The following is a 23,941-nucleotide window of genomic DNA, read 5'->3' as shown; positions in this document are numbered from 1 at the left end:
CACCCGGTGGGGGAGTACCGGGTGGGGCCGATCACCGTGCCGGACCCCGTACGTTCGTGATGCCCTCGCGACGTACGGAGGCCGGGGCCCCGCGCCCTGTCCCTGAGCGCGGGGGCCGGACGCCTCGTCAGGCGTCGGTCTTGACCAGCGTGGGGCTGGAGTCCTGCTGGGCCGAGCCGCCGACGGCGGTCGGGGTGGCGGCCGACTTGGAGCCGCGGATCAGGAACGGGACGACGCCGGCGACGATGCAGACGACGGCCGCGGTCCAGAACGCGTGCTTGTAGGCGTCCAGGGTGGGCAGGGAGACCGGGATCTGCGGCGGCAGCTTGATCAGGTCGCCGGTCAGGATGGCGGCCATGACGGCGGTGCCGATCGCGCCACCGACCGTGCGCAGCACGGAGTTCATGCCGTTGGCGATGCCGCTCTGCTCGGCCGGGACGGCGCCGTTGATGTAGGCCGGCATCGCGGCGAAGGCGAGGCCGACGCCGAGGCCGAAGATCGCCGAGGCGGTGTAGATGTCACCCTCGCGCCCGTGGCGCACGGCCAGGTAGGCCATCGCGACGGCGCCGAGGACGCCACCGAGGACCAGCGGCAGGCGCGGGCCGCGACGGGCGATCAGCAGGGCGCCGACCGGGGCGGCGACCATCGAGCCGATCGCCGACGGCAGCAGCATGATGCCGGCGTGCAGCACGGTGGCGGTGAAGCCGTAGTGGGCCAGCTTCTCCGGGGTCTGGGCGAAGTTGCTGATGACCATGAAGGAGCCGTACATGCCGAAGCCGATGAGCAGGCCGGCCATGTTGGTGAAGGCGACGGCCGGACGGGCCATCATCTTCATGTCCACCAGCGGGTGCGCGACCTTGGTCTCGATAATCCCCCAGACGAGGGCGACCACGGCGGCGACGGCGAACAGGCCGAGCGTCTTGTTGGAGGTCCAGCCCCAGTGGTTGCCCTGGCTGACCGCGACCAGCAGTGCGGAGAGCCAGCCGGCCAGGGTGATCGCGCCCAGCGGGTCGGCGCCGCCCTCCTTGTCGGTGACCGGGTCGGTCGGGACGCGGAAGGCGACCAGGGCGAGCGCGAGCAGGCCGAAGAGCAGGCCCATCCAGAAGATCGACTTGTAGGCCCAGTGCTCCAGCAGGAGGCCGGTGGCGACCAGGCCGAGGCCGGAGCCGACGCCCATCGAGGCGCTGATGGCGGCGACACCGCCGGTCACCTTCTGCCTGGGCAGCTCGTCACGGACGATGCTGATCGCCAGCGGCAGGACGCCACCGCCTGCGCCCTGGAGGACGCGGGCGACGACCAGCCAGGTGAAGGAGTGGGTGCTGACCGCCAGCGCCGAACCGGCGACCAGGCCGGCCAGCGAGATCAGCAGCATCGGCTTGCGGCCCCGGAGGTCGCCGAAGCGACCCAGGAGAGGAGTCAGCACGGCTGCGGAGAGCAGGTTGGCGGTCATCAGCCAGGTGATGCTGGACGCGGAGACGTTCAGTTCCCTGGCCAGCGAGGGCAGGATCGGGACGACCGCGGTCTGCACCACGCTGAACGACAGCATCGCCAGGATGAGGGCCGGCAGGACCCGGGAGCTGCTCTGCTTCTCGGCCGCGGTGGTGGGCTGTGGTGCCTCACTCACGGTTGCTTCCTCTCGTACATAGTGAATGAACTGAAGTAACCATGCAGGGTGATACTTCAGAGTGTCAAATATCGAGTGGTTAAGCTTTGGCAAAGAGGAACGGTCGGGTACGCGCCAAGGGGCCCCGGACGGTGTCCGGGGCCCCTTGGCGCGGGGGGCTGTCAGACGAGCGGCCGTAGCGGGGCCGGGCGGGACGAGGCCGCGGCCGGGGTCGAGTCGGTCGGCGAGCCGGGAGCGTGGCCGGCGGTGGTGTCGTGGACCTCGACGTGCTCGCGGCGGAGTTCCTCCCGGACCACCTCCTCGGTGGTGTACCGCTCGACGATCAGGCGGACCCGCTCGATGGGGGCGAGGTGCTTGCGGACCACCGCGCGTTCCTCACGGAGGGTGACCTCCTCGACGGCCTCGGCGATGTCCTTCTCGGTGAGCGCGGCGCGTTCGGCTTCGCTGACCGGCATCCGTTCGACCCGGACGCGCTCGCGGACCACCGGGACGCGGCGCTCGACCTGTTCGGTCGTCACGTACTTGCGCAGCTTCGCGGTGCCGAGGGTGTGCCACTCGGTGGTGATCTCCAACCGCTCCTCGCGGCAGGTGATCTCGACCGGGCCGCTGGGGGCGGAGCCGGCGCTCGCGGTGGTGGTCGTGGTCGTGGTGGGGGTGGTCGCCGCCGGGGCGGGCGCGGAGGCCGGCTGCGACTGCGGCCTCGGTTCCGCGGCCGGCGCGACGGGCGGGGTGGTGGTGTGCGGGGTGGTGGTGGTCGACGGGGTGCTGAGGGTCCGCATGTCGGCCTCCGGGGCGGTCCTGGCGGTGTCGGCGGCGGCGGCGGTGAGGGTCGGGGCGGTGGGGCCGGGCGCGGCGGCGGTGGGGACCGGGGTCCTGGCCGGGGCCGGCTCGGGGGAGCGCTCGGGGGTGTGGAAGGTGAGCGGCTTGGCCGGCGCCGCCGCGGCCGTGGTGGTGGCGGCGGCCGCCGTGGTGCCGAAGTCGAGGTCGGGCTGCTTGGCGCGGCTGCCGTTCTCGCCGTTCGGACGGCCGTCCATCGGGGTGTCGAGCCCGTAGTAGCGGTAGAGCTGGAGCTCCTGGGCGGGGGACAGGTGCTGGCCGACGCCGAAGTCCGGCGACTCCTTCACCAACGACTTGTCGTACGGCACCCGGAGTTCCTCGCCGGAGAACTCGCTCGTGGTCAGCGGGACGAAGGCGTCCCGGCCGAAGATGCCGGTCCGGACCGCGGCCCACTCCGGCCGGCCGGTGGCGTCGTCCAGGTAGACCTCGTCGACCGTGCCGATCTTGTCTCCGTTGCGGTCGACGGCCTTGTGACCGATGAGGTCCCGTGGGTCGATGTCGGTCTGCACTCTTTCCTCCCGTGCGCTGAGCCTGCGGAAGTCCCGCAGAAAGGCGGCCGGAGCACCCGTTCCGGTCGCCACTTCACACCAAAAGCCATGAATCGGACGGTCGCGACCGGGGTGCGCCCGGACGGGCGGCGCGCTGGACCGTCCGGGGGACGCGCGTAGACCTCGAGTGACCTGACGCACCCGTGATCGGGGGCCCTCCCGCTGGTACCCTGGGCGGCGACCGCAGAGCCCGCTCGGGAGAGTCTCCGACACGAAAACCGCTGGTCGGGGCGCCGAAGGAGCAACTCCTCCCCGGAATCTCTCAGGCATCCGTACCGTGTGGGGTAGGTCACTCTGGAAAGCAGGGCAGGAGCGTCGGCATGGGAGCCGGCGATCACCTCCCTCACCGACGGTGCAAGCCGGCGGGGCGCCCACAGCGCTCCGTGCGGGTGAAGCTCTCAGGTCCCGATGACAGAGGGGGAGGCCTGTCGGGTCCGCCCGCCCCGGTTCGTCCGCTGTGCGCAGTGGTGTCGACCGGCCGGCGTGCGTACCCCCGCCGGTCCGTGACCAGGAGGCCTCGACCACCATGAACGCCCAGCCGAACGCGGGACGCCCCACCAGCGCCTCGACCCTCACCGAGCTTGAGCTGGCCAGCCCCTTCGAGAACCGCCACATCGGCCCCGACGCCGCCGCGCAGGAGAAGATGCTGGCGTCCGTCGGCTACGGCTCGCTGGACGAGCTCGCGGCCACCGCGGTGCCCGAGGCGATCCGTTCCATCACCGCCCTGGACCTGCCCGCGGGCCGGACCGAGGCCCAGGTCCTCGCCGAGCTGCGCGAGCTGGCCGGCCGCAACCAGGTGCTCCAGCCGATGATCGGCCTGGGCTACTACGGCACCTTCACCCCGCCGGTGATCCTGCGCAACGTCATGGAGAACCCGGCCTGGTACACCGCCTACACCCCGTACCAGCCGGAGATCTCGCAGGGCCGGCTGGAGGCGCTGCTCAACTTCCAGACCGTGGTCTCCGACCTGACCGGTCTGCCGACCTCCGGCTCCTCGCTGCTGGACGAGGGCACCGCGGCCGCCGAGGCGATGTCGCTGGCCCGCCGCGTCACCAAGGTCAAGGGCGGTGTCTTCCTGGTCGACGCCGAGACCCTGCCGCAGACCGTCGCGGTGATCAACACCCGCGCGGTGCCGACCGGCGTCGAGGTCGTCGTCGCCGACCTGTCCGAGGGCATCCCGGCCGAGATCGCCGAGCGCGGCGTCTTCGGCGTGCTGCTCCAGTACCCCGGCGCCACCGGTGTGGTCCGCGACCTCACCCCGGTGATCGAGCAGGCGCACGGCCTGGGCGCGGTCGTCGCGGTCGCCGCCGACCTGCTCGCGCTGACCCTGCTCAAGTCCCCGGGCTCGCTGGGCGCCGACATCGCCTGCGGCACCTCGCAGCGCTTCGGCGTGCCGATGGGCTTCGGCGGCCCGCACGCCGGCTACCTGTCGGTGCGCGCCGAGTACGCCCGCTCGCTGCCCGGCCGCCTGGTCGGCGTCTCCGTCGACGCCGACGGCAACCGCGCCTACCGCCTGGCGCTGCAGACCCGCGAGCAGCACATCCGCCGCGAGAAGGCCACCAGCAACATCTGCACCGCCCAGGTGCTGCTCGCCGTGATGGCCTCGATGTACGCCGTCTACCACGGCCCGGACGGCCTGGCCGACATCGCCCGCCGCACCCACCGCTACGCCGCCGCCCTCGCCGAGGGCCTGCGGGCCGGCGGTGTCGAGCTGCTGCACGGCGAGTTCTTCGACACCGTCACCGCCGTCGTCCCGGGCCGTGCCGCCGAGATCGCCGCCGCCGCCCGCGCCAACGGCATCAACCTGTACCAGGACGGCGAGGACCGGATCTCCGTCTCCACCGACGAGACCACCACCCGCGAGCACCTGGCCGGTGTCTGGGCCGCGTTCGGCGTCCCCGCCGTCGAGGTCGCCGAGGCGGCCGACGCGCTGCCCGCCGCGCTGCTGCGCGAGGACGAGTACCTGACCCACCCGGTCTTCCACAGCCACCGCTCGGAGACCGCCATGCTGCGCTACCTGCGCCGCCTGTCGGACCGGGACTACGCGCTGGACCGCGGCATGATCCCGCTGGGCTCCTGCACCATGAAGCTCAACGCGACCACCGAGATGGAGGCGGTGACCTGGCCGGAGTTCGGCCAGCTGCACCCCTTCGCGCCGATCGACCAGGCCCAGGGCTACCTGACCCTGATCCGCCAGCTGGAGCAGCAGCTGGTCGAGGTGACCGGCTACGACGCCGTGTCGATCCAGCCGAACGCGGGCTCGCAGGGCGAGCTGGCCGGTCTGCTGGCCGTGCGCGCCTACCACCACGCCAACGGCGACACCCAGCGCGACGTCTGCCTGATCCCGTCCTCGGCGCACGGCACCAACGCGGCCTCCGCGGTGATGGCCGGCATGCGCGTGGTCGTGGTGAAGACCCTGGTCGACGGCGACGTGGACGTCGACGACCTGAAGGCCAAGATCGAGCAGCACCGCGACAACCTCGCCGTGCTGATGGTCACCTACCCGTCCACCCACGGCGTGTACGAGACCCAGATCACCGACATCTGCGCCCTGGTGCACGAGGCCGGCGGCCAGGTGTACGTGGACGGCGCCAACCTGAACGCCCTGGTCGGCCTCGCCAAGCCGGGCAAGTTCGGCGCGGACGTCTCGCACCTGAACCTGCACAAGACCTTCTGCATCCCGCACGGCGGTGGCGGCCCGGGCGTCGGCCCGGTCGCGGTGCGCGCCCACCTGGCGCCGTACCTGCCGAACCACCCGCTGCAGGAGGAGGCCGGCCCGGCCACCGGCGTCGGCCCGATCTCGGCCGCGCCGTGGGGTTCGGCGGCCATCCTGCCGATCTCCTGGGCGTACGTCCGGCTGATGGGCGGCGAGGGCCTCAAGCGCGCGACCCAGGTCGCGGTGCTGAACGCCAACTACATCGCCAAGCGGCTGGCGCCGCACTTCCCGGTGCTCTACACCGGCCCGGGCGGGCTGGTCGCGCACGAGTGCATCATCGACCTGCGCCCGCTGACCAAGGAGACGGGCGTGACGGTGGACGACATCGCCAAGCGCCTGATCGACTACGGCTTCCACGCGCCGACGATGTCGTTCCCGGTGGCCGGCACGCTGATGATCGAGCCGACGGAGTCCGAGGACCTGCACGAGATCGACCGGTTCTGCGACGCGATGATCACCATCCGGGCCGAGATCGACAAGGTCGGCTCGGGCGAGTGGGTGGCCGACGACAACCCGCTGCGCAACGCCCCGCACACCGCCGCCGCGCTGGCCGGCGACTGGGCGCACGGCTACTCGCGGCAGGAGGCGGTCTTCCCGGCGGGTGTGAACCCGGCCGACAAGTACTGGCCGCCGGTGAGCCGGATCGACGGCGCGTACGGCGACCGCAACCTGGTCTGCTCCTGCCCGCCGCTGGACGAGTACGGCGTCTGACCGGACCGGCCCACGAGGGGCCGGGTCGGACGGCAGGGCCCCGGCGGAGTTTCCGCCGGGGCCCTGCCCGTTGCGCCGGTCGAGTCGGCGGCTGCCCCGCCGTACGGACGGACCGGGTGGTCAGGCCGCGTGGGCGACGGGGCGGCGCGGGGCGATCACCCGGCCGTCGGGCAGCAGTTCTCCGGTGTCCTCGAACAGGACGACGCCGTTGCAGAGCAGGCTCCAGCCCTGCTCCGGGTGGCGGGCCACCGACGCGGCCGCCTCGCGGTCCTCGGACTCGGCCGACGGGCACTCAGGACGGTGCTGGCACATACGCGTACCCTCGCTTCGCTCTGCGATCCTCCCCGTGGTGCGGTCGCCGGAGGTCGTACCGTCCGGAACCGCCGCGGTGGTCGGATCCTGTCCGCACGCCGGCCAGGTGTGGACCGGCGTTCAAGTGGGTAGGACAGGTGGTCCTTCCACGCTGGTTCCCAGTGTCGGCATCCTGGGACCCGCGCGCAGGGATTTCGTGACATGCGCCACAACTCCCGGGCAGAGATCACCCGTTCAGGTGGGGCCGACGGGAAAAGACGCACCGGTGGGTCAGCCGGGGCATGGCCCGGTGGGGCCATGCGGGATGGCCCCATCGGGTGGTCGCCGTTCGGGTGAGGGTCTTCGGGGCGGGCCGGGCGGCTGCGCGGGTGCGAAGGGCCGCCGGGCGGGCGCGGTCGAGGACCGCCGGGCGGGTGGGCCCGGCGGCCCCCGGGGTCGTCGGTGGGTGTCAGGAGGAGCCGAGCAGCAGCGGCCGGGCGAGTGGGGCACGGACGAGCAGCGGCAGCAACTCGGCGGCCGGGTAGGCGCGGTGGGCCGTGACGCCGAGGGGGGCCGGGGCCAGTGGGATCAGCAGGTCGGCGGCCGGGTCGGCGTCGGGGCTGTGCAGCCACAGCGCCGTGGCGTACTGGCCGGGGAAGGTCAGCAGCCGGGGCTGCCGGCGGGTCCGGGAGCTCTGCGCGAGCTGCCAGGCCTCGCGCAGAGCCCGGACCGTCGAGTCGAGGTAGGGGCCGGCGGTGAAGTGGGAGAAGCTGTGGCCCTCGGCGCTCTGCACCACCTCGGCGGCGGCGGCCACCTCGGCGCCGTCCTTGATCAGGAAGCGCCAGCCGGTGCGGCGGGCGGCCGGCAGTTCCGGACGCGGGCCGTTCAGGACGTGCACCGCGAGCGGGTGGGCGGGGAGCAGTGGACCGGTCGGATGGCGCAGGGCTGCGGCGGCGGGCTGGCGCAGTGCGGTCTCCGAGTCGAGCGCGCCCAGGACCGCGCGCAGGGCGCTCGGTGGGGGCTGGGGGGTTTGCAGAGTCATGGCGGGGTCCGCCTCTCCAAGCGAGATCGGCGTGCGAGTGCGGCATACCGGCGTGGCGGGGGACGCGTCCTCGGTGACGGGGCCCGGCGGTGTCCGGTTGTGCAGGATCGCGGTGCTCGGCACGGTCGCCGCCGTCGACGAGGGGTTCGGAGCGGGCGGGCCGGCCGGAGCGCTGTGCGAATTCGAACAGGTGCGCAGGGTGATCTGTTTATCACAGGCAGTGGCGCCGGGCAAGTCCACAGTTCGCCTGATTCTCCGTCAGATGCCTTGCAATGCAAGCCAGTACGCGCGTTCGGGTATCGATCTTCGAGGTGGGCATGATGCTTGCACGGTCGGTCGACCGGGTGCTCGACGGGGTGGCTCTGGAGGAGGGGACCGGTGGGCGAGAAGGTCGTGGCGACTCGGGCGGAACTGGCGGACCGGCAGCAGTACCGGCGCAAGCTCCACGCCTGTCTCGAAGCGCTCGGACGGATGCTCCAGGAGGGCCGGTTCGACCGGCCGCGGGCCGTGGTGGGCCTGGAGATCGAGCTCAACCTGGCCGACGAGCAGGGCCTGCCGGTCATGAACAACGCGCAGGTGCTGAGCGCCATCGGCTCCAGCGACTTCCAGACCGAGCTGGGCCGGTTCAACATCGAGGTCAACATCACGCCGCACCGGCTCTGCGGGCACGTCTTCGAGGACCTGCGCGAGGAGATGGACACCGGGCTGCGCTACGCCGACCGGCGGGCGGCCGAGGTGGGCGCCCGGATCGTGATGGTGGGCATCCTGCCGACCCTGGAACACGCCCACACCGGGCTGGACGCGATGAGCCACAACCAGCGGTACAGCCTGCTCAGCGACCAGGTCCTGGCCGCCCGCGGGGAGGACATCGCACTGGACATCGAGGGGGTCGAGCACCTCCAGCTGGAGTCGATCAGCATGGTGGCCGAGGCCGCCGCCACCTCGCTCCAGCTGCACCTCCAGGTGACCCCGGAGCGGTTCTCCTCGGTCTGGAACGCGGCCCAGGCGATCTGCGGGCCGCAGCTCGCGCTCGGCGCCAACTCGCCCTTCCTGTTCGGCCGGGAGCTGTGGCGGGAGACCCGTCCGGTGCTCTTCCAGCAGGCCTGCGACACCCGTACGGCGGAGCTCAAGGCGCAGGGCGTGCGGCCGATCACCTGGTTCGGCGAGCGCTGGGTGGACTCGGCGTACGACCTGTTCGAGGAGAACCTGCGGTACTTCCCCGCGCTGCTGCCGATCTGCGACGACGAGGACCCGCTGAAGGTGCTGGCCTCCGGCGGCGCGCCCAGGCTCGCCGAGATGCGGCTGCACAACGGCACCATCTACCGCTGGAACCGCCCGGTGTACGACGTCGCGGGCGGGGTGGCGCACCTGCGGGTGGAGAACCGGGCGCTGCCGGCCGGGCCGACGGTCGCCGACACGCTGGCCAACGCCGCGTTCTACTACGGGCTGGTGCGGGTGCTCGCCGAGCAGCCCCGGCCGATCTGGACCCGGCTGCCGTTCGGGCGGGCGGACGAGAACTTCCAGCAGGGCGCCCGGTACGGCATCGACGCGGTGTTCCAGTGGCCGCGCCCCGGACGGGCCGGGCGCAGCGGCGGGCTGCAGACCGTGTCCGCCGTCGACCTGGTGCTGAACGAGCTGCTGCCGATGGCCTACCAGGGCCTCGACGAGTGGGGCGTGGAGCCCGCCGACCGGGACCGCTACCTGGGCATCATCGAGCAGCGCTGCCTGCGCCGCACCAACGGCGCGTCCTGGCAGGCCGCGACCTTCCACCGGCTGCGCGAGAAGTACGGGATGGACCGGCCGGCCGCGCTCGCGGCGATGACCAGGCGCTACGCCGAGCACATGCGCGGCGGCGAGCCGGTGCACACCTGGCCGGTGGGCTGAGACCTCGCCGCCGGGGCGGTCCGGCGGCTGTGTCAGGATGATCGCTCCGGCGGTCGGCCGACGGCCGGAGCGACCGCCCGTCCGCTGGAGCCCCCGTGACCACCGTCCCGACCGCGCCGGAGACCGCGAAGCCCACCCGTCGGCTGTTCGGCGTGGAGCTGCTGATCGTCCTCGGCCTCTCCCTCGGGGCCAGCGGGGTCAGCGCGCTGATCAGCTTCGCCGGCTCGCTCACCGAACCGCTCAAGCTCGGCCAGCAGGTCGCCACGCTGAACGGCTCGCGGGCGCCCGGGCGGCCCTGGTTGGACCTGGTGTGGCAGCTGTACTACGTCGGGCGCGGGCTGATGCCGGTGGTGCTGGTCGGCTACCTGCTGGTGCGCGAGGGCGTCGCGCTGCGGGTGCTGGGCTTCGACCTCGGGCAGAAGCTGCGCGACCTGGGGCGGGGCGCCGCCGTCGCGGCCGCGATCGGCGGGTCGGGGCTGGCGCTCTACCTGGCCTCGCAGGCGGCCGGGTACAACCTGACGGTGGCGCCGTCCGGGCTGCCGGACGTGTGGTGGCGGGTGCCGGTGCTGGTGCTGTCGGCCTGGCAGAACGCGATCCTGGAGGAGGTCGTCGTCCTCGGCTACCTGCTGCGCCGGGCCGGGCAGTTGGGGTGGTCCTGGCCGGCGGCGGTGGTGGCGAGTTCGGTGCTGCGCGGCTCGTACCACCTGTACCAGGGGGTCGGCGGGATGGTCGGCAACATGGTGATGGGCGCGGTGTTCTGCCTGCTGTACCGGCGCTGGGGGCGGGTGATGCCGCTGGTGGCGGCGCACGCGCTGATCGACACGGTGGCCTTCGTCGGGTACGCGCTGCTGGCCGGGCACGTCAGCTGGCTGCCGACCCCCTGAGCGCCTGCGCCTGGCCGCGCGGCGGCCGGGCGAGCAGCCGGTCGACGTGCCGGCGCTCCAGGCCCTGGCCGGGGTCGACGGGCAGCAGCAGGCGGTCCCGGCGCCAGTGGGAGCGGCGGACCAGCCGTGGCGGGATGACGTCGTCCACCCAGGCGAACGGCCGGCCATCGGCGTAGCGCAGCAGCGGGGCCCACTTGGCGGCGGAGAACAGCTCCATCAGGGGCACGCGCGGGTCGCCGGGCCGCGGGACGTAGCCGGTGAGGGTGACCACCGGGAGCGGGTCCAGGCCGATCGCCGGGGCGATGTGGGTGTTGGCGTGCTCCTCCCAAGTGGTTGCCCAGACCAGGTCGTACGTTCCGGTGAGCTCGCGCAGCCAGGCGCCGTGCCGGGCGGACAGCAGGACGGTGTAGCCGAACAGGGTGTGGGCGTCGAATCCGGCGTCCGGGTGCGGGCAGACCGGGTTCAGGACGCCGTCGACGTCCAGGAACAGCAGTGGCTTCGGCACCGGTGGCCCCCAGAGACGGTGGTGTTTCCTGACCGGTCGGACGCCCCTCGCGCACCTCCGGTTGCCCACGGGCGGGCGCACGCGGGGCGCGCGGGCGCTCAGGGGGCGGGCGCGGGCTCGTCGACGCGCACCGGTGCGTCCGCCGTGCTCCGGCGGCTCAGCCGACGCACCTGCGGGTCCAGCAGGACGACCGCGCTGAGCACCAGACAGGCGACGGCGCACGCCCACAGCGCGCCGGACAGGCCGAGCGCCACGGCGGCGGGGCCGGCCAGCGCGGTGCCGACCGGGGCGAGCGAGTAGGAGCCCAGCTCGTCGTACGCGCTGACCCGGGAGAACATCTCCTCGGGTATCTCCTGCTGGAGCGCGACCATCCAGTTGACGCTGAAGACGGTGACGCCGAGGCCGGACAGGAACATCGCGACGACCAGCAGCGGCAACGGCACCTCGGCGGCGAGGGCGAGGGCGGGCACACCGAACAGGAAGACCCCCCAGTTGCCGACCAGCAGGATCCGGCGGGGCCGCCAGCGGGTCATCAGCAGCCCGGCGGCCACCAGGCCGACACCGTAGGCGGACATCGCCAGGCCCCAGGCGCCCGCCCCGCCGAGCCGCTCCTTGGCGGCCGTCGGCCCGTACACCGACTCGACCGCGTTGATGCAGGCGACCAGGACGGAGAACTGGAGCACGATCACCCAGAGCCAGCGGCGGGAGGCGAACTCCCGCCAGCCCTCGCGCAGGTCGCGCAGCATGCTGCTGCCGGAGGGGGCGGGGCCCTTCTCCGGCTCCAGGAAGAAGCGGAGGGCGGCGGCGACCAGGAAGCACAGGGCGTCCAGGGCGAGCACCCAGCCGGGGCCGACGGCGGCGGTGAGCGCGCCGCCGAGGGCGGCGCCGCCGATCTGGGAGGCGTTGAGGCCCATCCGGAAGACCGCGAAGGCGCGGGCGGCGTGCTCCTGGGGGACGGCCTGCATGATCATGCCGCCGGAGGCGGGGGAGTAGAGGGCGTAGCCGGCCCCGCCGGCCGCGGAGAGGGCCAGCATCTGCCAGAGCCGGACGTCCCCGGTCAGCACCAGGGCGGCCAGGACGGCCTGGGAGACCCCGCTGAACACGTTGGCGGCGACCATGATCAGGTGGCGTGGCAGCCGGTCGGCGAGGGTGCCGCCCACGACCATGAGCAGCACGGTGGGAACCAGCCGGGCGGCGGTGACGTAGCCGACCTCGGTGGTGCCGCCGCCGGTGCCGAGCACGGCGAAGGCGGTGGCGATGGGGGCGCCGGCGTTGCCGAGGCCGCTGATCACGGTGGCGGCGGTCTGGATGCGGAAGTTGCGGCTCGCCCAGGCGAAGCGGCGTGGGGGCGGGGGTGGGGTCGGCACCCGGTGACTATGCCGTGGGGCCGTACGGGTGTCCATCCGCTTTTCCTACCGGGACGCCCGGAGGGGTGGGGTTTCAGCCGAGGTGGCCCCAGAGGAAGGTGAGGGTCCGGCGCCAGGCGATCCGGGCCTGGAGCGGGTCGTAGGTGCCGAGCAGGTTCTCGTCGTTCATGAAGGCGTGCCCGGCCGGGTAGAAGTGGACCTCCGGGCGGACGTCGGTGGCCTCGCCGATCCGGATCGCCGCCTCGTCCACGGCGTCCATCGGGATCGAGCCGTCCGACTCGCCGAAGTGGCCCAGCACATGGGCGGTCAGGCCGCGGTAGTCGAAGTCCGGGTCGGGTGGCAGGCCGTAGAACGGGACCACGGCGGCCACCTTGTCGCCAGCCCGGGCGGCCAGCAGCAGGGCGAAGCCGCCGCCCATGCAGAAGCCGACCATGCCGACCGCGTCGCCGACCACGCCGTCCAGCGCGAGCAGGTGGTCGACCGCCCCGGCCAGGTCCTCCACCGCCCGGTCGACCGGGAGCTCGCGCTCGAACCGGGCCGCCTCGGCGCCGTCGTGGGTGGTGGCGCCGCCGAACAGGTCGGGGGCGAGGACGGTGAAGCCCTCGGCGGCGAAGCGGTCGGCCATGTCGGCGATGTGCGAGGTGAGCCCCCACCACTCCTGGACCACCACCAGGCCCGGCCCGACGCCCTGCGGCGGACGGGCCAGGTAGCCGTGCGCGGTGCGGCCGTTGCTCGGGAAGGTGACGTTCTGCCGGGAGCCGCCCTGGTCAGGCATGGCTTCCTCTCGGTGGGTCGGGCCGGGTACGGCGGGGGTTCGGTGGGACGGGCCCCGGGGGTGCTAGCCCATCTCCTCCAGGGCGCGGCCCTTGGTCTCCTTGATGCAGAAGGCCACGAACGGGATGGAGAGCAGGGCGAAGGCCGCGTAGATGACGTACGTCGCGGAGAGGTTCCAGTCGGCGAGGTCCGGGAAGCTGACGGTGATCGCCCAGTTGGCGATCCACTGCGCCGAGGCGGCGACGGACAGCGCCAGGGCGCGGATCCGGTTGGGGAACATCTCGCCGAGCAGCACCCAGACCACCACGCCCCAGGAGAAGGCGAAGCAGAGCACGAAGACGTGCGCGGCGATCAGCGCGACGGTGGCGTGGGTGTCGTCCAGGGTGGCGGCGTCGCCGGTGCCGTGCCGGTAGGAGAACGCCCAGGCGGCGGTGCCCAGCGCGGCCGCCATGCCGATCGAGCCGGCCAGGGCGAGCGGCTTGCGTCCGATCCGGTCCACCAGGGCCATCGCGATCACGGTGCCGATCACGTTGATGATCGAGGTGGAGAGGCTGATCAGCAGCGAGTTGGACTCGTTGATGCCGACCGACTGCCAGAGGAAGGACGAGTAGTAGAAGATCACGTTGATGCCGACGAACTGCTGGAACACCGAGGCGCCGATGCCGACCCAGACGATCGGCAGCAGGCCGAAGGGGCCGCCGAGCAGGTCGCTGAGCCGGGGCTTGCGGGCGGATTCCAGCACCGCGCGGATCTCCGCCACCCGGGCGTCCAGGTCCACCCCCTCGCCCTCGACCTCGACCAGCACCTTGCGGGCCTGCGCCTCGCGGTGGTCGGCGATCAGGAAGCGCGGCGACTCCGGGATGGCGAGCGCCATCAACCCGTAGACCAGGGCCGGGATGGCCTCGACGCCGAGCATCCACTGCCAGGCCTGGACGCCGCCGAGGTGGCTGGTGGACTCGCCGCCGGCCGCCTGGTTGAGCGCCCAGTTGGCGAGCTGGGAGACGGTGATGCCGAGCACGATCGCCATCTGCTGGAAGGAGGCGAGCCGGCCGCGGTACGCGGTCGGGGCGACCTCGGCGATGTAGGTCGGCGCGATCACCGAGGCGATGCCGATCGCGATGCCTCCGACCACGCGCCAGGTGGCGAGGACCTCGATGTTCGGCGGGAACATCGAGCCGATGCCGCTGGCCGCGAACAGTGCGGCGGCCAGCAGCATCGTGCGCACCCGGCCGAGGTGGTCGGCGAGCCGGCCGGCCATCACCGCGCCGGCCGCCGAACCCAGCAGCGCGATCGCCACCACGAACGCGGTCGTGCCGTGGCCGACCGCGAAGTGCTTCTGGATGCCCGTCACGGCGCCGTTGATCACCGCGCTGTCGTAGCCGAACAGGAAACCGCCCATGGCGGCGGCCGCCGAGATGAACACCACGTGACCGAGGTGGGCCTCACCGGCCGCCCGTTGGCTGTTGACTGAGGACACACGCGCTCCCGGGGTGGACGGGCCCGCTCTGGCGCCGAGTGGGCAGGGCTCGTCTCACATTCGAGCAGCGCCGCGGCCGACCTGCCCGAGCTGGCGGCCGACCGGGTGATCCGGGGTCAGCCGGCGGCGCGCGGCCGCTCGGTGCGCGGGTCGGTGCCGCGCGCGTGGTCGGTGCGCCCGGCGTCGTCCAGGGGGCCGGTGGTGCCCTTCGGCGCGGTGGGCGGCTCGGCCGTGCGCCGCCGGTGACGGCGGAGCAACTGGGTACGGGCCGCGGCGTACTGGTCGCGGCCGCGCCCGCCGCCGTCGGCGCGCTCGGCGAGCCGGTCGGCGATCGCGTACTGCGCCTCGGCGGGCTTCTTGTCGTCGTACTTGAACTTGGCCCGCACCTCGTTCACCGTCAACCGCAGCGCGCGCAGGCCGGGCAGCTGCCGGGCCAACTCGCCCTCGCCGGGCACCACCCGGACCTCCGGCGTCTCCGGCTGGAAGTGCGCCAGCTGACGGTTGAGGATCTCCGCCTTGCCGGCCGCCGACTCCACCACCTCGGCGGTGCCGTGGAAGTGGACCGAGGCGTAGTAGCTGGTGGGCGTGCCCGGGGCGCCCCGCCAGTGGCCCGGGGCGAAGGCGTAGCCGTCGGTGACCGCGAGGGTGACCTGCGGATCGGCCCGGACGGCGGCGAGCAGCGGGTTGGGGGCGGCGAGGTGGAGCAGGATCTCGCCGCGGTCGGCGTCCAGCAGGAAGTGGGTGGGGACGAGCACCGGGCCCTCGCCGGGCAGGCCGTTGGCGGCGAGCACGCCGAAGTCCCGGCCCTCGGCCAGCCAGGCGCGCCACTCGGCCTCGTCACCGCGGTCCCAGGATCGGATCAGCACGGGTGGGCCTCCCGTCAGCGGGGGTAGCCGCGCAGGTGCGCGGGGAGCGGGACGGTGGTGCCGGGGTGCGGCTGGGGGGTGCCGTGCACGGTGGTGACCGGGATCAGGCCGGACCAGTGCGGCAGGCCGACGTCCTCCGGGTCGTCGTCGGCGCCGTCCTCGCGGGTCTTGGCCGAGACCTCGTCCAGCTCCAGCCGGATGACGGCGGTGGCGGCGAGCTCCTTGGCGTTGGCCGGACGGACCTCGGCGGAGCGCCCCGGCACCGCGTGGTCGACCAGGGCGGCGAGCGCGACGTCCAGCTCCTGCGGGTCGGTGACCTGGTAGGCGGTGCCGTGGGCGACCACCGAGCGGAAGTTCACCGAGTGGTTGAACGCGGACTTGGTCAGCACCAGCGCGTCGACCTGGGTGACGGTGACGCAGACCGGCATGCCCTGCTCGCCGGAGGCGTTGCGCAGCGGGCGGCTGCCGGTGGAACCGTGGACGTAGAGCCGGCCGCCGACCCGGGCGTAGATCGTCGGCAGGACCACGGGGGCGCCGTCGACGACGAACCCGAGGTGGCAGATGTAGGCGCTGTCGAGGATGGCGTGGATCGCCTCCTGCTCCCAGGTGGCCCGGTCCCGGTAGCGGGTGGGGGTGGTCCTGGGCGTGCGGGAGTAGCTGGGCGAACCTTCCGGGGTGGCTGACATGACATCCTCTATGTACTAGTGCATAATTGACTTTGTGCTAGGAGACTATCCGCTGAAAGGGCGACGCGCCAGCGAAATCGCGGCCCACATCGAACAGGGCGTGACCAGCGGCCGGCTCGCCCCCGGGACCGCGCTGCCCCCGCTGCGCGACCTCGCCGCCGAACTCGGCGTCAACCCCAACACCGTCGCCGCCGGCTACCGGCTGCTGCGCGACCGCGGCGTGATCGAGACCGCCGGCCGCAAGGGCAGCCGCATCCTGCCGAGGCCCGCGCTCACCCCCCGCGACCAGATCCGCATCCCCGTCCCGCCGCACGCCCGCGACCTGTCCACCGGCAACCCCGACCCGGCCCTGCTGCCCGACCTCACCCCGGCGCTGGCGGCCGCCGCCGAGGCCGCGCGCACCGACCCGGTGCTGTACGGGCACGCCGCCGTCGACCCGCTGCTGCTCGCGCTCGCCCGAGCCTCCTTCGAGTCCGACGGCCTGCCCGGCGGCCCGATCGCGGTGGCCTCCGGCTCGCTGGACACCATCGAACGGATCCTCGGCGCCCGGCTGCGCCCCGGCGACGCGGTGGCCGTCGAGGACCCGGGCTGGGGCAGCCTGCTCGACCTGCTGCCCGCGCTGGGGCTGCGGCAGGTGCCCGTCCGGCTGGACGACGAGGGCCCGCTGCCGGGCGCGCTGGCCGAGGCGCTGGCCGAGGGCGTCCGCGCCGTGGTGGTCACCAGCCGGGCGCAGAACCCGACCGGAGCGGCGCTCACCGCGCGGCGGGCCGAAGCGCTGAGGGCCGTCCTGGCCGAGCACCCCGGGGTGCTGCTGATCGAGGACGACCACGGGCACGGCATGGTCGACCAGACGTACCACTCACTGGTCGGCGCCGACACCCGGCACTGGGCGGTGGTGCGCTCGGCGGCCAAGGCGTACGGGCCGGACCTGCGGGTCTCGGTGGCGGTCGGCGACGAGGAGACGATCGGGCGGGTGGCGGGCCGGCTGCGGCTGGGCGCCGGCTGGGTCAGCCACCTGTTGCAGCGCACCGTCGCGGAGCTGTGGCGCGGTGACGCCGCACCGGCGGACCGGGTGGCCGCCGCGTACCGGGCCCGGCGGGACGCGCTGCTGGGCGAGCTGGCAGTCCGGGGGATCGCGGCGCACGGGCGCAGCGGGCTGAACGTCTGGGTGCCGGTGCCGGACGAGACCTCGGTGCTGGCGGCACTGGTGCAGCGCGGCTGGGTCGCGGCGCCCGGCGCGCGGTACCGGATCCAGTCGCCGCCCGGGCTGCGGTTCACCACGGCGCGGCTGGAGGCGGCGCAGGCGCGGGACCTGGCGGAGGACCTGGCGGCGGTGCTGGGGACGGGCGGGGGCGGGTCGCGGCTGGTGTGAGCCCCCGAGCCCCCGAGTCCCCGAGTCCCCGAGCTCGGAGCCTCGGGGCCGGGGGTGGGTAGGGCAGGTGGGGCGGGTGTGGCGGGTGTGAACCGCGGGCGGCGTCCGGTCGTCGGCCGCGGGCTTGGTCTGAACCCGGCGGTAACAAAGCGGAAACCTCGTGCAGCTACCTAGCGGTAACCAGCGCGGGCATGTCATCTTCATCGCGCCACCGGCCGGCGGCTCACCCTCACCCAGGCCTCCTCCCGTTCCCCATGCCACGGGAAGACCGAGCCGCAGGAGTTCCGCAGTGCCCGAGAACCGTTCGAACATCACCCGCAGCGCCCCTCGCCCCGCCCGGCGGCTGCTCACCGCAGCGCTCGCCCTCCCGCTCGCCGTCGCGGGCCTGGCCGTCGCCTCGCCGGCCTCCGCCACCCCGTCCGCCGTGGCCGTCGTGCCGTCCGGGCCCACCGCCAGCGTCACGCTCGGCGACAGCTACATCTCCGGCGAGGCCGGCCGCTGGAAGGGCAACTCGGCCGGCACCAGCGGCAGCCGCAACGGCACCGACCGGGCCTGGACCGGCAGTTCGTACGACCCGTCGCAGATCTACGGCGCCACCGCCACGAGCGGGTGCGACCGCTCGGACGTCGCCGAGGTGCTCAGCGCCTCCACCGGCGCCCAGAACGAGATCGACCTGGCCTGCTCCGGCGCCGTCACCGCGAACCTCTTCCGCGCCTCCAACGGCGGCCAGTCGTACAAGGGCGAGGCCCCGCAGGCCGACCAACTCGCCACCGTGGCGCGGCAGAACAACGTCAAATTGATCACCCTGTCGATCGGCGGCAACGACCTGGGCTTCGCCGACATCATCTCCACCTGCGTGCAGGACTACCTGATCTGGTACTCGTACTGCCACGGCTCCGCGCAGTCCCAGATCGACGCGAGGATGCCCGCGGCGATGGCCGGGGTCGGCAAGGCGATCGACGAGGTCCGTGCGGTGATGGCCGACGCCGGCTACGCGCGGTCGGACTACCGCCTGGTGCTGCAGTCCTACCCGTCGCCGATCCCGCGCAGCGCCGAGATGCGCTACCCGGAGAGCGGCTGGACCCGCTCCGACACCGGCGGCTGCCCGTTCTGGGACGGGGACGCCGACTGGGCCCGCGACTCGATGGTGCCGCAGATCTCCCGGTCGCTGGCGGGCGTCGCCGCCGCCAAGGGCGCGCAGTTCCTGGACCTGTCGGACATGCTCCAGGGCCGCGAGGTCTGCTCGACGGCCACCAGGCAGCCGACCGCGGCCTCCGGCCCGTCCGCGACCACCAGCGAGTGGGCGCGCTTCCTGGACGGCGGGCTCAACTCCACGCAGGGCGTGCTGCAGGAGTCGATGCACCCCAACTACTACGGCCAGCAGGCGGTCGGGCGCTGCCTGACGCTGCTGTGGGCGCGTCCGAGCGGTGACTACGCGTGCCGCAACACGGCCGGGCAGGACGCGAACGGGATGTACCTGACCGCACGGTGACCACACGGTCCGGCGCCCCCGCGGCCAGGGCGGCGGGGACGCCGGACCGTGCGGCGTCCGGTGCTCAGCCCTTCGCGAGCAGCGACTGGGCGTGCGCGCGGACCTGATCCTTCGTCAAATACGCGTCGGTGTACTCGAAGTCCTGGAGTCGGGCGGGCTGGCGGGCGAGGAAGCCGGTGCGGACGAAGTCGTCGCCGGCGGTCGCGTTGAGCAGCCAGTTGGCGCCCACCCGGAACTTGGCCGCGTTGGTGCGCATCGCCATCAGGTGGTAGCCGCGCGCCACCACCTGGGCGGGCACCCCGCGCAGCTCCACACCGAGCGGCTTGGACACCGCGTCCTTGCCCCCGAGGTCGACCACCAGGCCCAAGTCCTTGTGGTAGTAGGGCTCCAGGGGCTGGTTGTGGAGCGAGGCGATCACGTTGTCCGCGACCGCGCGGCCCTGGCGGGCGGAGTGCTGGGCGGTCGGCGGGCAGACCGCGCCGTCGCCCTTGGCGAGGTCGGGGACGGCGGCGGCGTCGCCGATCGCGAACACGCCCTCGAACTGCGGCACCCGCATCTCCGCCGTCACGGCCAGCCGGCCGCGGACCGTCTCGGCGTCCAGGGTGCCGATCAGCGGGCTCGCGGCCACCCCGGCGGTCCAGATCAGGGTGCGGCAGGGCAGCACCCGGCCGTCGGTGAACTTGACCGTCTCGGCGCCGACTTCGGCCACCGAGACGCCCAGCGACACCTCGATGCCGCGGTCGCGCAGCACCTCCAGGGCGGCCTCGCCGAGGGGGTCGCCGAGCTCCGGCATCAGCTTCGGGGCGATGTCGATCAGGTGCCACTTGATCTGCCGGGCGTCCAGGCGCGGGTAGCGGTGGGCGGCGGCGGTGGTCAGCCGCTGGAGGCAGGCGGCGGTCTCGGTGCCCGCGTAACCGCCGCCGACCACCACGAACTGGAGCCGGGACTCGCGCTCCTTCTGGTCCACGGTGGCGGAGGCGAGGTCGAGTTGGGCGATCACGTGGTCGCGGACGTAGGCCGCCTCGGCGAGCGTCTTCATGCCGCGGGCGTAGTCGGTGAGGCCGGGAATGTCGAAGGTGCGGGTGACGCTGCCGGGGGCGAGCACCAGGACGTCGTACCGCTGCGCCACCACCTCGTCGGTGATCTTCCGGACGACGCACACCTTGGACGCCGGGTCCACGCCGATGGCGCCGCCGGGGACGATGTGGGTGCGGCGCAGCGAGCGGCGCAGGGAGACGGCCACGGACTGCGGGGTGAGGACGCCGGCCGCGACGTGGGGGAGGAGGGGGAGGTAGAGCTGGTAGCTGAACGGCGTGACCAGCGAGATCTCGGCCTCCGACGGTGACAGCTTGCGTTCGAGGCGGCGAGCGCACTCCAGGCCGGCGAAGCCACCGCCCACGATCAGGATCCGAGGTCGTTCCATCGCTCATCCCTTTGCCGTGAAGGTCCCCATTACTGTCCGCCACACTCGCACGGAGCAGCGGGGGCTGCCACTGGGGAGGGGCGGATGAGGGAGGGATGTGGCGGGGCCGTGCGGGTGTGGCGGATGTGGGTTTGGGGGTGGGGAGCGGGGCGGGGAGAAGGGGTTGTGCGGGGCGGCGGCGGGAGGAAGGGAGAGGAAGGGCGGGGACACCGATAGGCTGTCGGCCGTGCTACCCGAGGTGACGGCGATCCGGTACGTGACGCCACTGCGAGAAGGCGGCTCGATGCCGGGCCTGGTCGAGGCCGACGATCGGCGGCTGTACGCGCTGAAATGGGTCGGTGCGGCGCAGGGCCGCAAGGCGCTGGTCGCGGAGGTGCTGGCCGGGGAGCTCGGCCGGCGGCTCGGACTGCCGGTGCCGGAGCTGGTGACGATCGACCTGGACCCGGTGCTCGCGCGCAGCGAACCGGACCACCAGATCCAGGACCAGATGCGGGCCAGCGGCGGGACCAACCTGGGGATGGCCTTCGTCAGCGGCGCGCTCAACTTCGACCCGCTCTGCTTCGAGGTGGACCCGGAGCTCGCCGGGCAGGTGCTCTGGTTCGACGCGCTGATCGGCAACGTCGACCGTTCCTGGCGCAACCCGAACCTGCTGGTGGCGACCGGCGGGCTGCGGCTGATCGACCACGGCGCGAGCCTGATCTTCCACCACAACTGGTCGGGTGCCGCCTCCTGGATCCGCCGTCCGTACGACGCCTCCGACCACGCGCTGCTGCGGGCCCGGCCGGACCTGGCGGCGGCCGACAAGGCGCTCGCGCCGCTCGCCGAGGCGGCGATCGAGGGCGCGGTGGCGCAGATCCCCGAGGTCTGGCTGGTGGACGAGTTCGGCTTCGGCTCGCCCGACGAGGTGCGCGCCGCGTACCGCTCCCAGCTGACCGAGCGACTGGCCGGTCCGCGCGACTGGCTGCCGGAGGTGTCCGCATGACCGAGCCCGTGCTGTCCGCGCTGCCGGTCACCGTCGAGCTGCACGACTACGAGTACGCCGTGATCCGCGCGGTGCCGAGGGTGGAGCGCGGCGAGTGCGTCAACGTCGGGGTGCTGCTGTACTGCCGGCAGAGTTCGCACCTCGCCGCCCGTACGCACCTGGACCAGGCCCGGTTGCTGGCGCTGGACCCGGTGGCGGACGTGCAGGGTGTGCGGCGGGCGCTGCACGGGATCGAGGCGGTCTGCCACGGCGGCCCGCAGGCCGGTCCGGCGGCGGGCGACAGCCCCGGGCAGCGGTTCCGCTGGCTGACCGCGCCGCGCAGCGCGATCGTCCAGCCGGGGCCGGTGCACACCGGGCTGACCGCGGACCCGGACGCGGAGCTGCGGCGGCTGTTCGACCAACTGGTGCTCTGAACTCGGGGCGGCCGCGGGACGGCTCGACGACGGTTGCCGTGCTCAAATCTTGAGTTACTGAAGCACCTGGTCGTACGCTGGCCCCATGGGTTCGACAGCGACGACGACCGTACCGACCAACGCCGAGTTGATGGAGGCGTTGGCCTCCGTCGGTGCCGCGTACTTCCAGGACTTCGCGGCGGCCGCGGCCCGGCACGGGCTCTCCTCGTCGCAGGCCAAGGCGCTGGGCGCGGTGCAGGAACCGGTGCCGATGCGGGCGCTGGCCGGGCGGCTGGGCTGCGACGCGTCGAACGTCACCGGGATCGTGGACCGGCTGGAGTCGCTGGGCCTGGCCAACCGGGAGGCGGCCGCCGGTGACCGCCGGGTGAAGATCGTGGTGATCACGGCCGAGGGTCGGGAGATCCTGAACCTGATCCGCGGCGAGATGGCCAGGACCCACCAGGCCTTCGAGGCGATGACCGACGAGCAGCGGATCGCCCTGCACTCGATCTGCGCCCAGGTGCTGCCGGTGCTGGCCGGCCGTACGGGCGGCGCGCAGTAGCGCCAGGGCTCTACGGGCGTAGCGTCCTGGCGGCTGCGAGGGGCGTGACCTCGGCTGTTAGGCTTGCGAAGCGTGAGCGCGAAGCCCCAGATCCCCAATGTCCTGGCCTCCCGGTACGCTTCGGCGACCCTGGCCCAGCTGTGGTCCCCCGAGCACAAGGTGGTCCTCGAGCGCCACCTGTGGCTCGCCGTCCTGAAGGCCCAGCAGGACCTCGGCGTCGAGGTTCCGCCGAACGCCGTCGCCGACTACGAGCGGGTGATCGACCAGGTCGACCTCGGCTCGATCGCCGCCCGTGAGCGGGTCACCCGCCACGACGTGAAGGCCCGCATCGAGGAGTTCAGCGACCTCGCCGGGCACGAGCAGATCCACAAGGGCATGACCTCCCGGGACCTGACCGAGAACGTCGAGCAGCTCCAGATCCGCCAGTCGCTGGAGCACGTGCGCGACCGTACGGTGGCCGTGCTGGTGCGCCTGGCCAAGCTGGCCGCCCAGCACTCCGAGCTGGTCATGGCCGGCCGCTCGCACAACGTGGCCGCGCAGGCCACCACCCTGGGCAAGCGGTTCGCGTCGATCGCCGACGAGCTGCTGGTCGCCTTCCGCCGCCTGGAGGAGCTGATCGCCCGCTACCCGCTGCGCGGGATCAAGGGCCCGGTCGGCACCGCCCAGGACATGCTGGACCTGCTCGGCGGCGACACCGAGAAGCTGGCCGAGCTGGAGCGCCGGGTCGCCGGGCACCTCGGCTTCGACCACGTGCTGACCAGCGTCGGCCAGGTGTACCCGCGCTCGCTGGACTTCGAGGTGCTCACCGCCCTCGTCCAGCTGGCCGCCGCGCCGTCCAGCCTGGCCAAGACCATCCGGCTGATGGCCGGCCACGAGCTGGTCACGGAGGGCTTCAAGGAGGGCCAGGTCGGCTCCTCCGCGATGCCCCACAAGATGAACACCCGCTCCTGCGAGCGCGTCAACGGCCTGGCCGTCATCCTGCGCGGCTACGCCTCGATGACCGGCGAGCTGGCCGGTGACCAGTGGAACGAGGGCGACGTCTCCTGCTCGGTGGTGCGCCGGGTCGCGCTGCCGGACGCCTTCTTCGCCTTCGACGGCCTGCTGGAGACCTTCCTGACCGTCCTCGACGAGTTCGGCGCCTTCCCCGCCGTGGTCGAGGCCGAGCTGGACCGCTACCTGCCGTTCCTCGCCACCACCAAGGTGCTGATGGGCGCGGTGCGCGCGGGCGTCGGCCGGGAGACCGGGCACGAGGTCATCAAGGAGCACGCCGTCGCCTCCGCGCTGGCGATGCGCGCGGGCGCCCGGGAGAACGAGCTGCTGGACAGGCTGGCCGCCGACGAGCGGATCCCGCTGGACCGGGCGGCGCTGGACGCGCTGCTGGCCGACCGGCTGTCCTTCACCGGCGCGGCCGGTGCGCAGGTCGCCGAGGTGGTCCGCCAGGTGGAGGCCGTCGCGGCCGCCCACCCGGAGGCCGCCAAGTACGCGCCGGGCGACATCCTCTGACGT

Annotated in this window: 20 protein-coding genes and 2 riboswitches; of the genes, 9 read left to right on the top strand and 11 right to left on the bottom strand. The window is 73.2% G+C overall.

Annotated elements, in window-relative coordinates; translation table 11 throughout:
- Positions 1-127 precede the first annotated feature (127 nt).
- The gene (locus tag ACZ7RU_RS29655) at positions 128-1,624 is read right to left on the bottom strand and encodes an MFS transporter (RefSeq protein ID WP_470344039.1); all 1,497 of its coding nucleotides are present in this window, start codon (positions 1,622-1,624) and stop codon (positions 128-130) included.
- A gap of 161 nt (positions 1,625-1,785) precedes the next feature.
- The gene (locus tag ACZ7RU_RS29650; protein WP_470344038.1) at positions 1,786-2,970 is read right to left on the bottom strand and encodes a PRC and DUF2382 domain-containing protein; all 1,185 of its coding nucleotides are present in this window, start codon (positions 2,968-2,970) and stop codon (positions 1,786-1,788) included.
- A gap of 224 nt (positions 2,971-3,194) precedes the next feature.
- A riboswitch (glycine riboswitch) is annotated at positions 3,195-3,297 on the top strand.
- Between the two features lies 1 nt (position 3,298).
- Positions 3,299-3,431: riboswitch (glycine riboswitch) on the top strand.
- 104 nt (positions 3,432-3,535) lie between these two features.
- Between ACZ7RU_RS29650 and gcvP the strand changes: the two genes are divergently transcribed.
- Positions 3,536-6,436 carry an aminomethyl-transferring glycine dehydrogenase gene (gene gcvP / locus ACZ7RU_RS29645; RefSeq protein ID WP_470344037.1) on the top strand — a complete coding sequence of 967 codons (2,901 nt, stop codon included), beginning with the start codon at positions 3,536-3,538 and terminating at the stop codon, positions 6,434-6,436.
- Between the two features lie 120 nt (positions 6,437-6,556).
- Here gcvP and ACZ7RU_RS29640 read toward each other — a convergent pair whose 3' ends face one another.
- Complete coding sequence (locus tag ACZ7RU_RS29640) at positions 6,557-6,748, bottom strand: DUF5999 family protein (RefSeq protein ID WP_188300053.1); 192 nt, start codon at positions 6,746-6,748, stop codon at positions 6,557-6,559.
- Positions 6,749-7,196: 448 nt separating this feature from the next.
- Positions 7,197-7,769, bottom strand: a complete 573-nt coding sequence (locus tag ACZ7RU_RS29635; protein ID WP_470344036.1) for a hypothetical protein — start codon at positions 7,767-7,769, stop codon at positions 7,197-7,199.
- A 378-nt stretch (positions 7,770-8,147) separates the two neighbouring features.
- Between ACZ7RU_RS29635 and ACZ7RU_RS29630 the strand changes: the two genes are divergently transcribed.
- Together ACZ7RU_RS29630 and ACZ7RU_RS29625 are read left to right on the top strand one after the other, a co-directional pair.
- Positions 8,148-9,653 carry a glutamate-cysteine ligase family protein gene (locus tag ACZ7RU_RS29630; protein WP_470344035.1) on the top strand — a complete coding sequence of 502 codons (1,506 nt, stop codon included), beginning with the start codon at positions 8,148-8,150 and terminating at the stop codon, positions 9,651-9,653.
- Between the two features lie 95 nt (positions 9,654-9,748).
- A complete protein-coding gene (locus tag ACZ7RU_RS29625) occupies positions 9,749-10,537 on the top strand; it encodes a CPBP family intramembrane glutamic endopeptidase (RefSeq protein ID WP_470344034.1) in 789 nt (262 codons plus the stop codon).
- Here the strand turns inward: ACZ7RU_RS29625 and ACZ7RU_RS29620 are convergent.
- The 6 genes from ACZ7RU_RS29620 to ACZ7RU_RS29595 all read right to left on the bottom strand — a co-directional run bounded on the left by ACZ7RU_RS29620 (position 10,515) and on the right by ACZ7RU_RS29595 (position 16,212).
- A complete protein-coding gene (locus ACZ7RU_RS29620; RefSeq protein WP_470344033.1) occupies positions 10,515-11,042 on the bottom strand; it encodes an HAD domain-containing protein in 528 nt (175 codons plus the stop codon). The two genes, ACZ7RU_RS29625 and ACZ7RU_RS29620, sit on opposite strands and share 23 nt — an antisense overlap.
- A 98-nt stretch (positions 11,043-11,140) precedes the next feature.
- The gene (locus tag ACZ7RU_RS29615) at positions 11,141-12,409 is read right to left on the bottom strand and encodes an MFS transporter (RefSeq protein ID WP_470344032.1); all 1,269 of its coding nucleotides are present in this window, start codon (positions 12,407-12,409) and stop codon (positions 11,141-11,143) included.
- A 73-nt stretch (positions 12,410-12,482) separates the two neighbouring features.
- Positions 12,483-13,184: a dienelactone hydrolase family protein gene (locus ACZ7RU_RS29610; RefSeq protein ID WP_470344031.1), complete on the bottom strand. Its 702-nt coding sequence runs from the start codon at positions 13,182-13,184 to the stop codon at positions 12,483-12,485.
- Between the two features lie 63 nt (positions 13,185-13,247).
- Positions 13,248-14,660, bottom strand: coding sequence for a sugar porter family MFS transporter (locus ACZ7RU_RS29605; protein ID WP_470344030.1), 1,413 nt, complete (start codon positions 14,658-14,660; stop codon positions 13,248-13,250).
- A gap of 116 nt (positions 14,661-14,776) precedes the next feature.
- The gene (locus ACZ7RU_RS29600) at positions 14,777-15,526 is read right to left on the bottom strand and encodes an FMN-binding negative transcriptional regulator (protein ID WP_470344029.1); all 750 of its coding nucleotides are present in this window, start codon (positions 15,524-15,526) and stop codon (positions 14,777-14,779) included.
- A 14-nt stretch (positions 15,527-15,540) separates the two neighbouring features.
- Positions 15,541-16,212: a pyridoxamine 5'-phosphate oxidase family protein gene (locus tag ACZ7RU_RS29595; protein WP_470344028.1), complete on the bottom strand. Its 672-nt coding sequence runs from the start codon at positions 16,210-16,212 to the stop codon at positions 15,541-15,543.
- 34 nt (positions 16,213-16,246) lie between these two features.
- Here ACZ7RU_RS29595 and ACZ7RU_RS29590 point away from each other — a divergent pair, with 34 nt between their 5' ends.
- Together ACZ7RU_RS29590 and ACZ7RU_RS29585 are read left to right on the top strand one after the other, a co-directional pair.
- Positions 16,247-17,584, top strand: coding sequence for an aminotransferase class I/II-fold pyridoxal phosphate-dependent enzyme (locus ACZ7RU_RS29590; RefSeq protein WP_470344027.1), 1,338 nt, complete (start codon positions 16,247-16,249; stop codon positions 17,582-17,584).
- Between the two features lie 289 nt (positions 17,585-17,873).
- Positions 17,874-19,076, top strand: a complete 1,203-nt coding sequence (locus tag ACZ7RU_RS29585; RefSeq protein WP_470344026.1) for a GDSL-type esterase/lipase family protein — start codon at positions 17,874-17,876, stop codon at positions 19,074-19,076.
- A gap of 64 nt (positions 19,077-19,140) precedes the next feature.
- Here ACZ7RU_RS29585 and ACZ7RU_RS29580 read toward each other — a convergent pair whose 3' ends face one another.
- A complete protein-coding gene (locus ACZ7RU_RS29580; protein WP_470344025.1) occupies positions 19,141-20,499 on the bottom strand; it encodes an NAD(P)/FAD-dependent oxidoreductase in 1,359 nt (452 codons plus the stop codon).
- Between the two features lie 226 nt (positions 20,500-20,725).
- On the opposite strand from ACZ7RU_RS29580, the gene ACZ7RU_RS29575 reads away from it, so the two are divergent.
- From ACZ7RU_RS29575 to purB, 4 genes are all read left to right on the top strand, one after another.
- Positions 20,726-21,481 (top strand): HipA family kinase, encoded by a 756-nt coding sequence (locus tag ACZ7RU_RS29575; RefSeq protein WP_470344024.1) that lies wholly within the window; start codon positions 20,726-20,728, stop codon positions 21,479-21,481.
- Entirely contained in the window at positions 21,478-21,894 is a 417-nt protein-coding gene (locus ACZ7RU_RS29570) for a DUF3037 domain-containing protein (RefSeq protein WP_470344023.1), read from the top strand. Before ACZ7RU_RS29575 ends, ACZ7RU_RS29570 begins: the two co-directional genes overlap by 4 nt.
- A gap of 85 nt (positions 21,895-21,979) precedes the next feature.
- A complete protein-coding gene (locus tag ACZ7RU_RS29565; RefSeq protein ID WP_470344022.1) occupies positions 21,980-22,435 on the top strand; it encodes a MarR family winged helix-turn-helix transcriptional regulator in 456 nt (151 codons plus the stop codon).
- 63 nt (positions 22,436-22,498) lie between these two features.
- Positions 22,499-23,938, top strand: a complete 1,440-nt coding sequence (purB, locus tag ACZ7RU_RS29560) for an adenylosuccinate lyase (RefSeq protein WP_470344021.1) — start codon at positions 22,499-22,501, stop codon at positions 23,936-23,938.
- Positions 23,939-23,941: the final 3 nt, after the last annotated feature.

It is taken from the genome of Kitasatospora sp. NPDC114501, from assembly GCF_055633695.1.
This window is presented reverse-complemented; position numbering and strand designations above follow the sequence as displayed.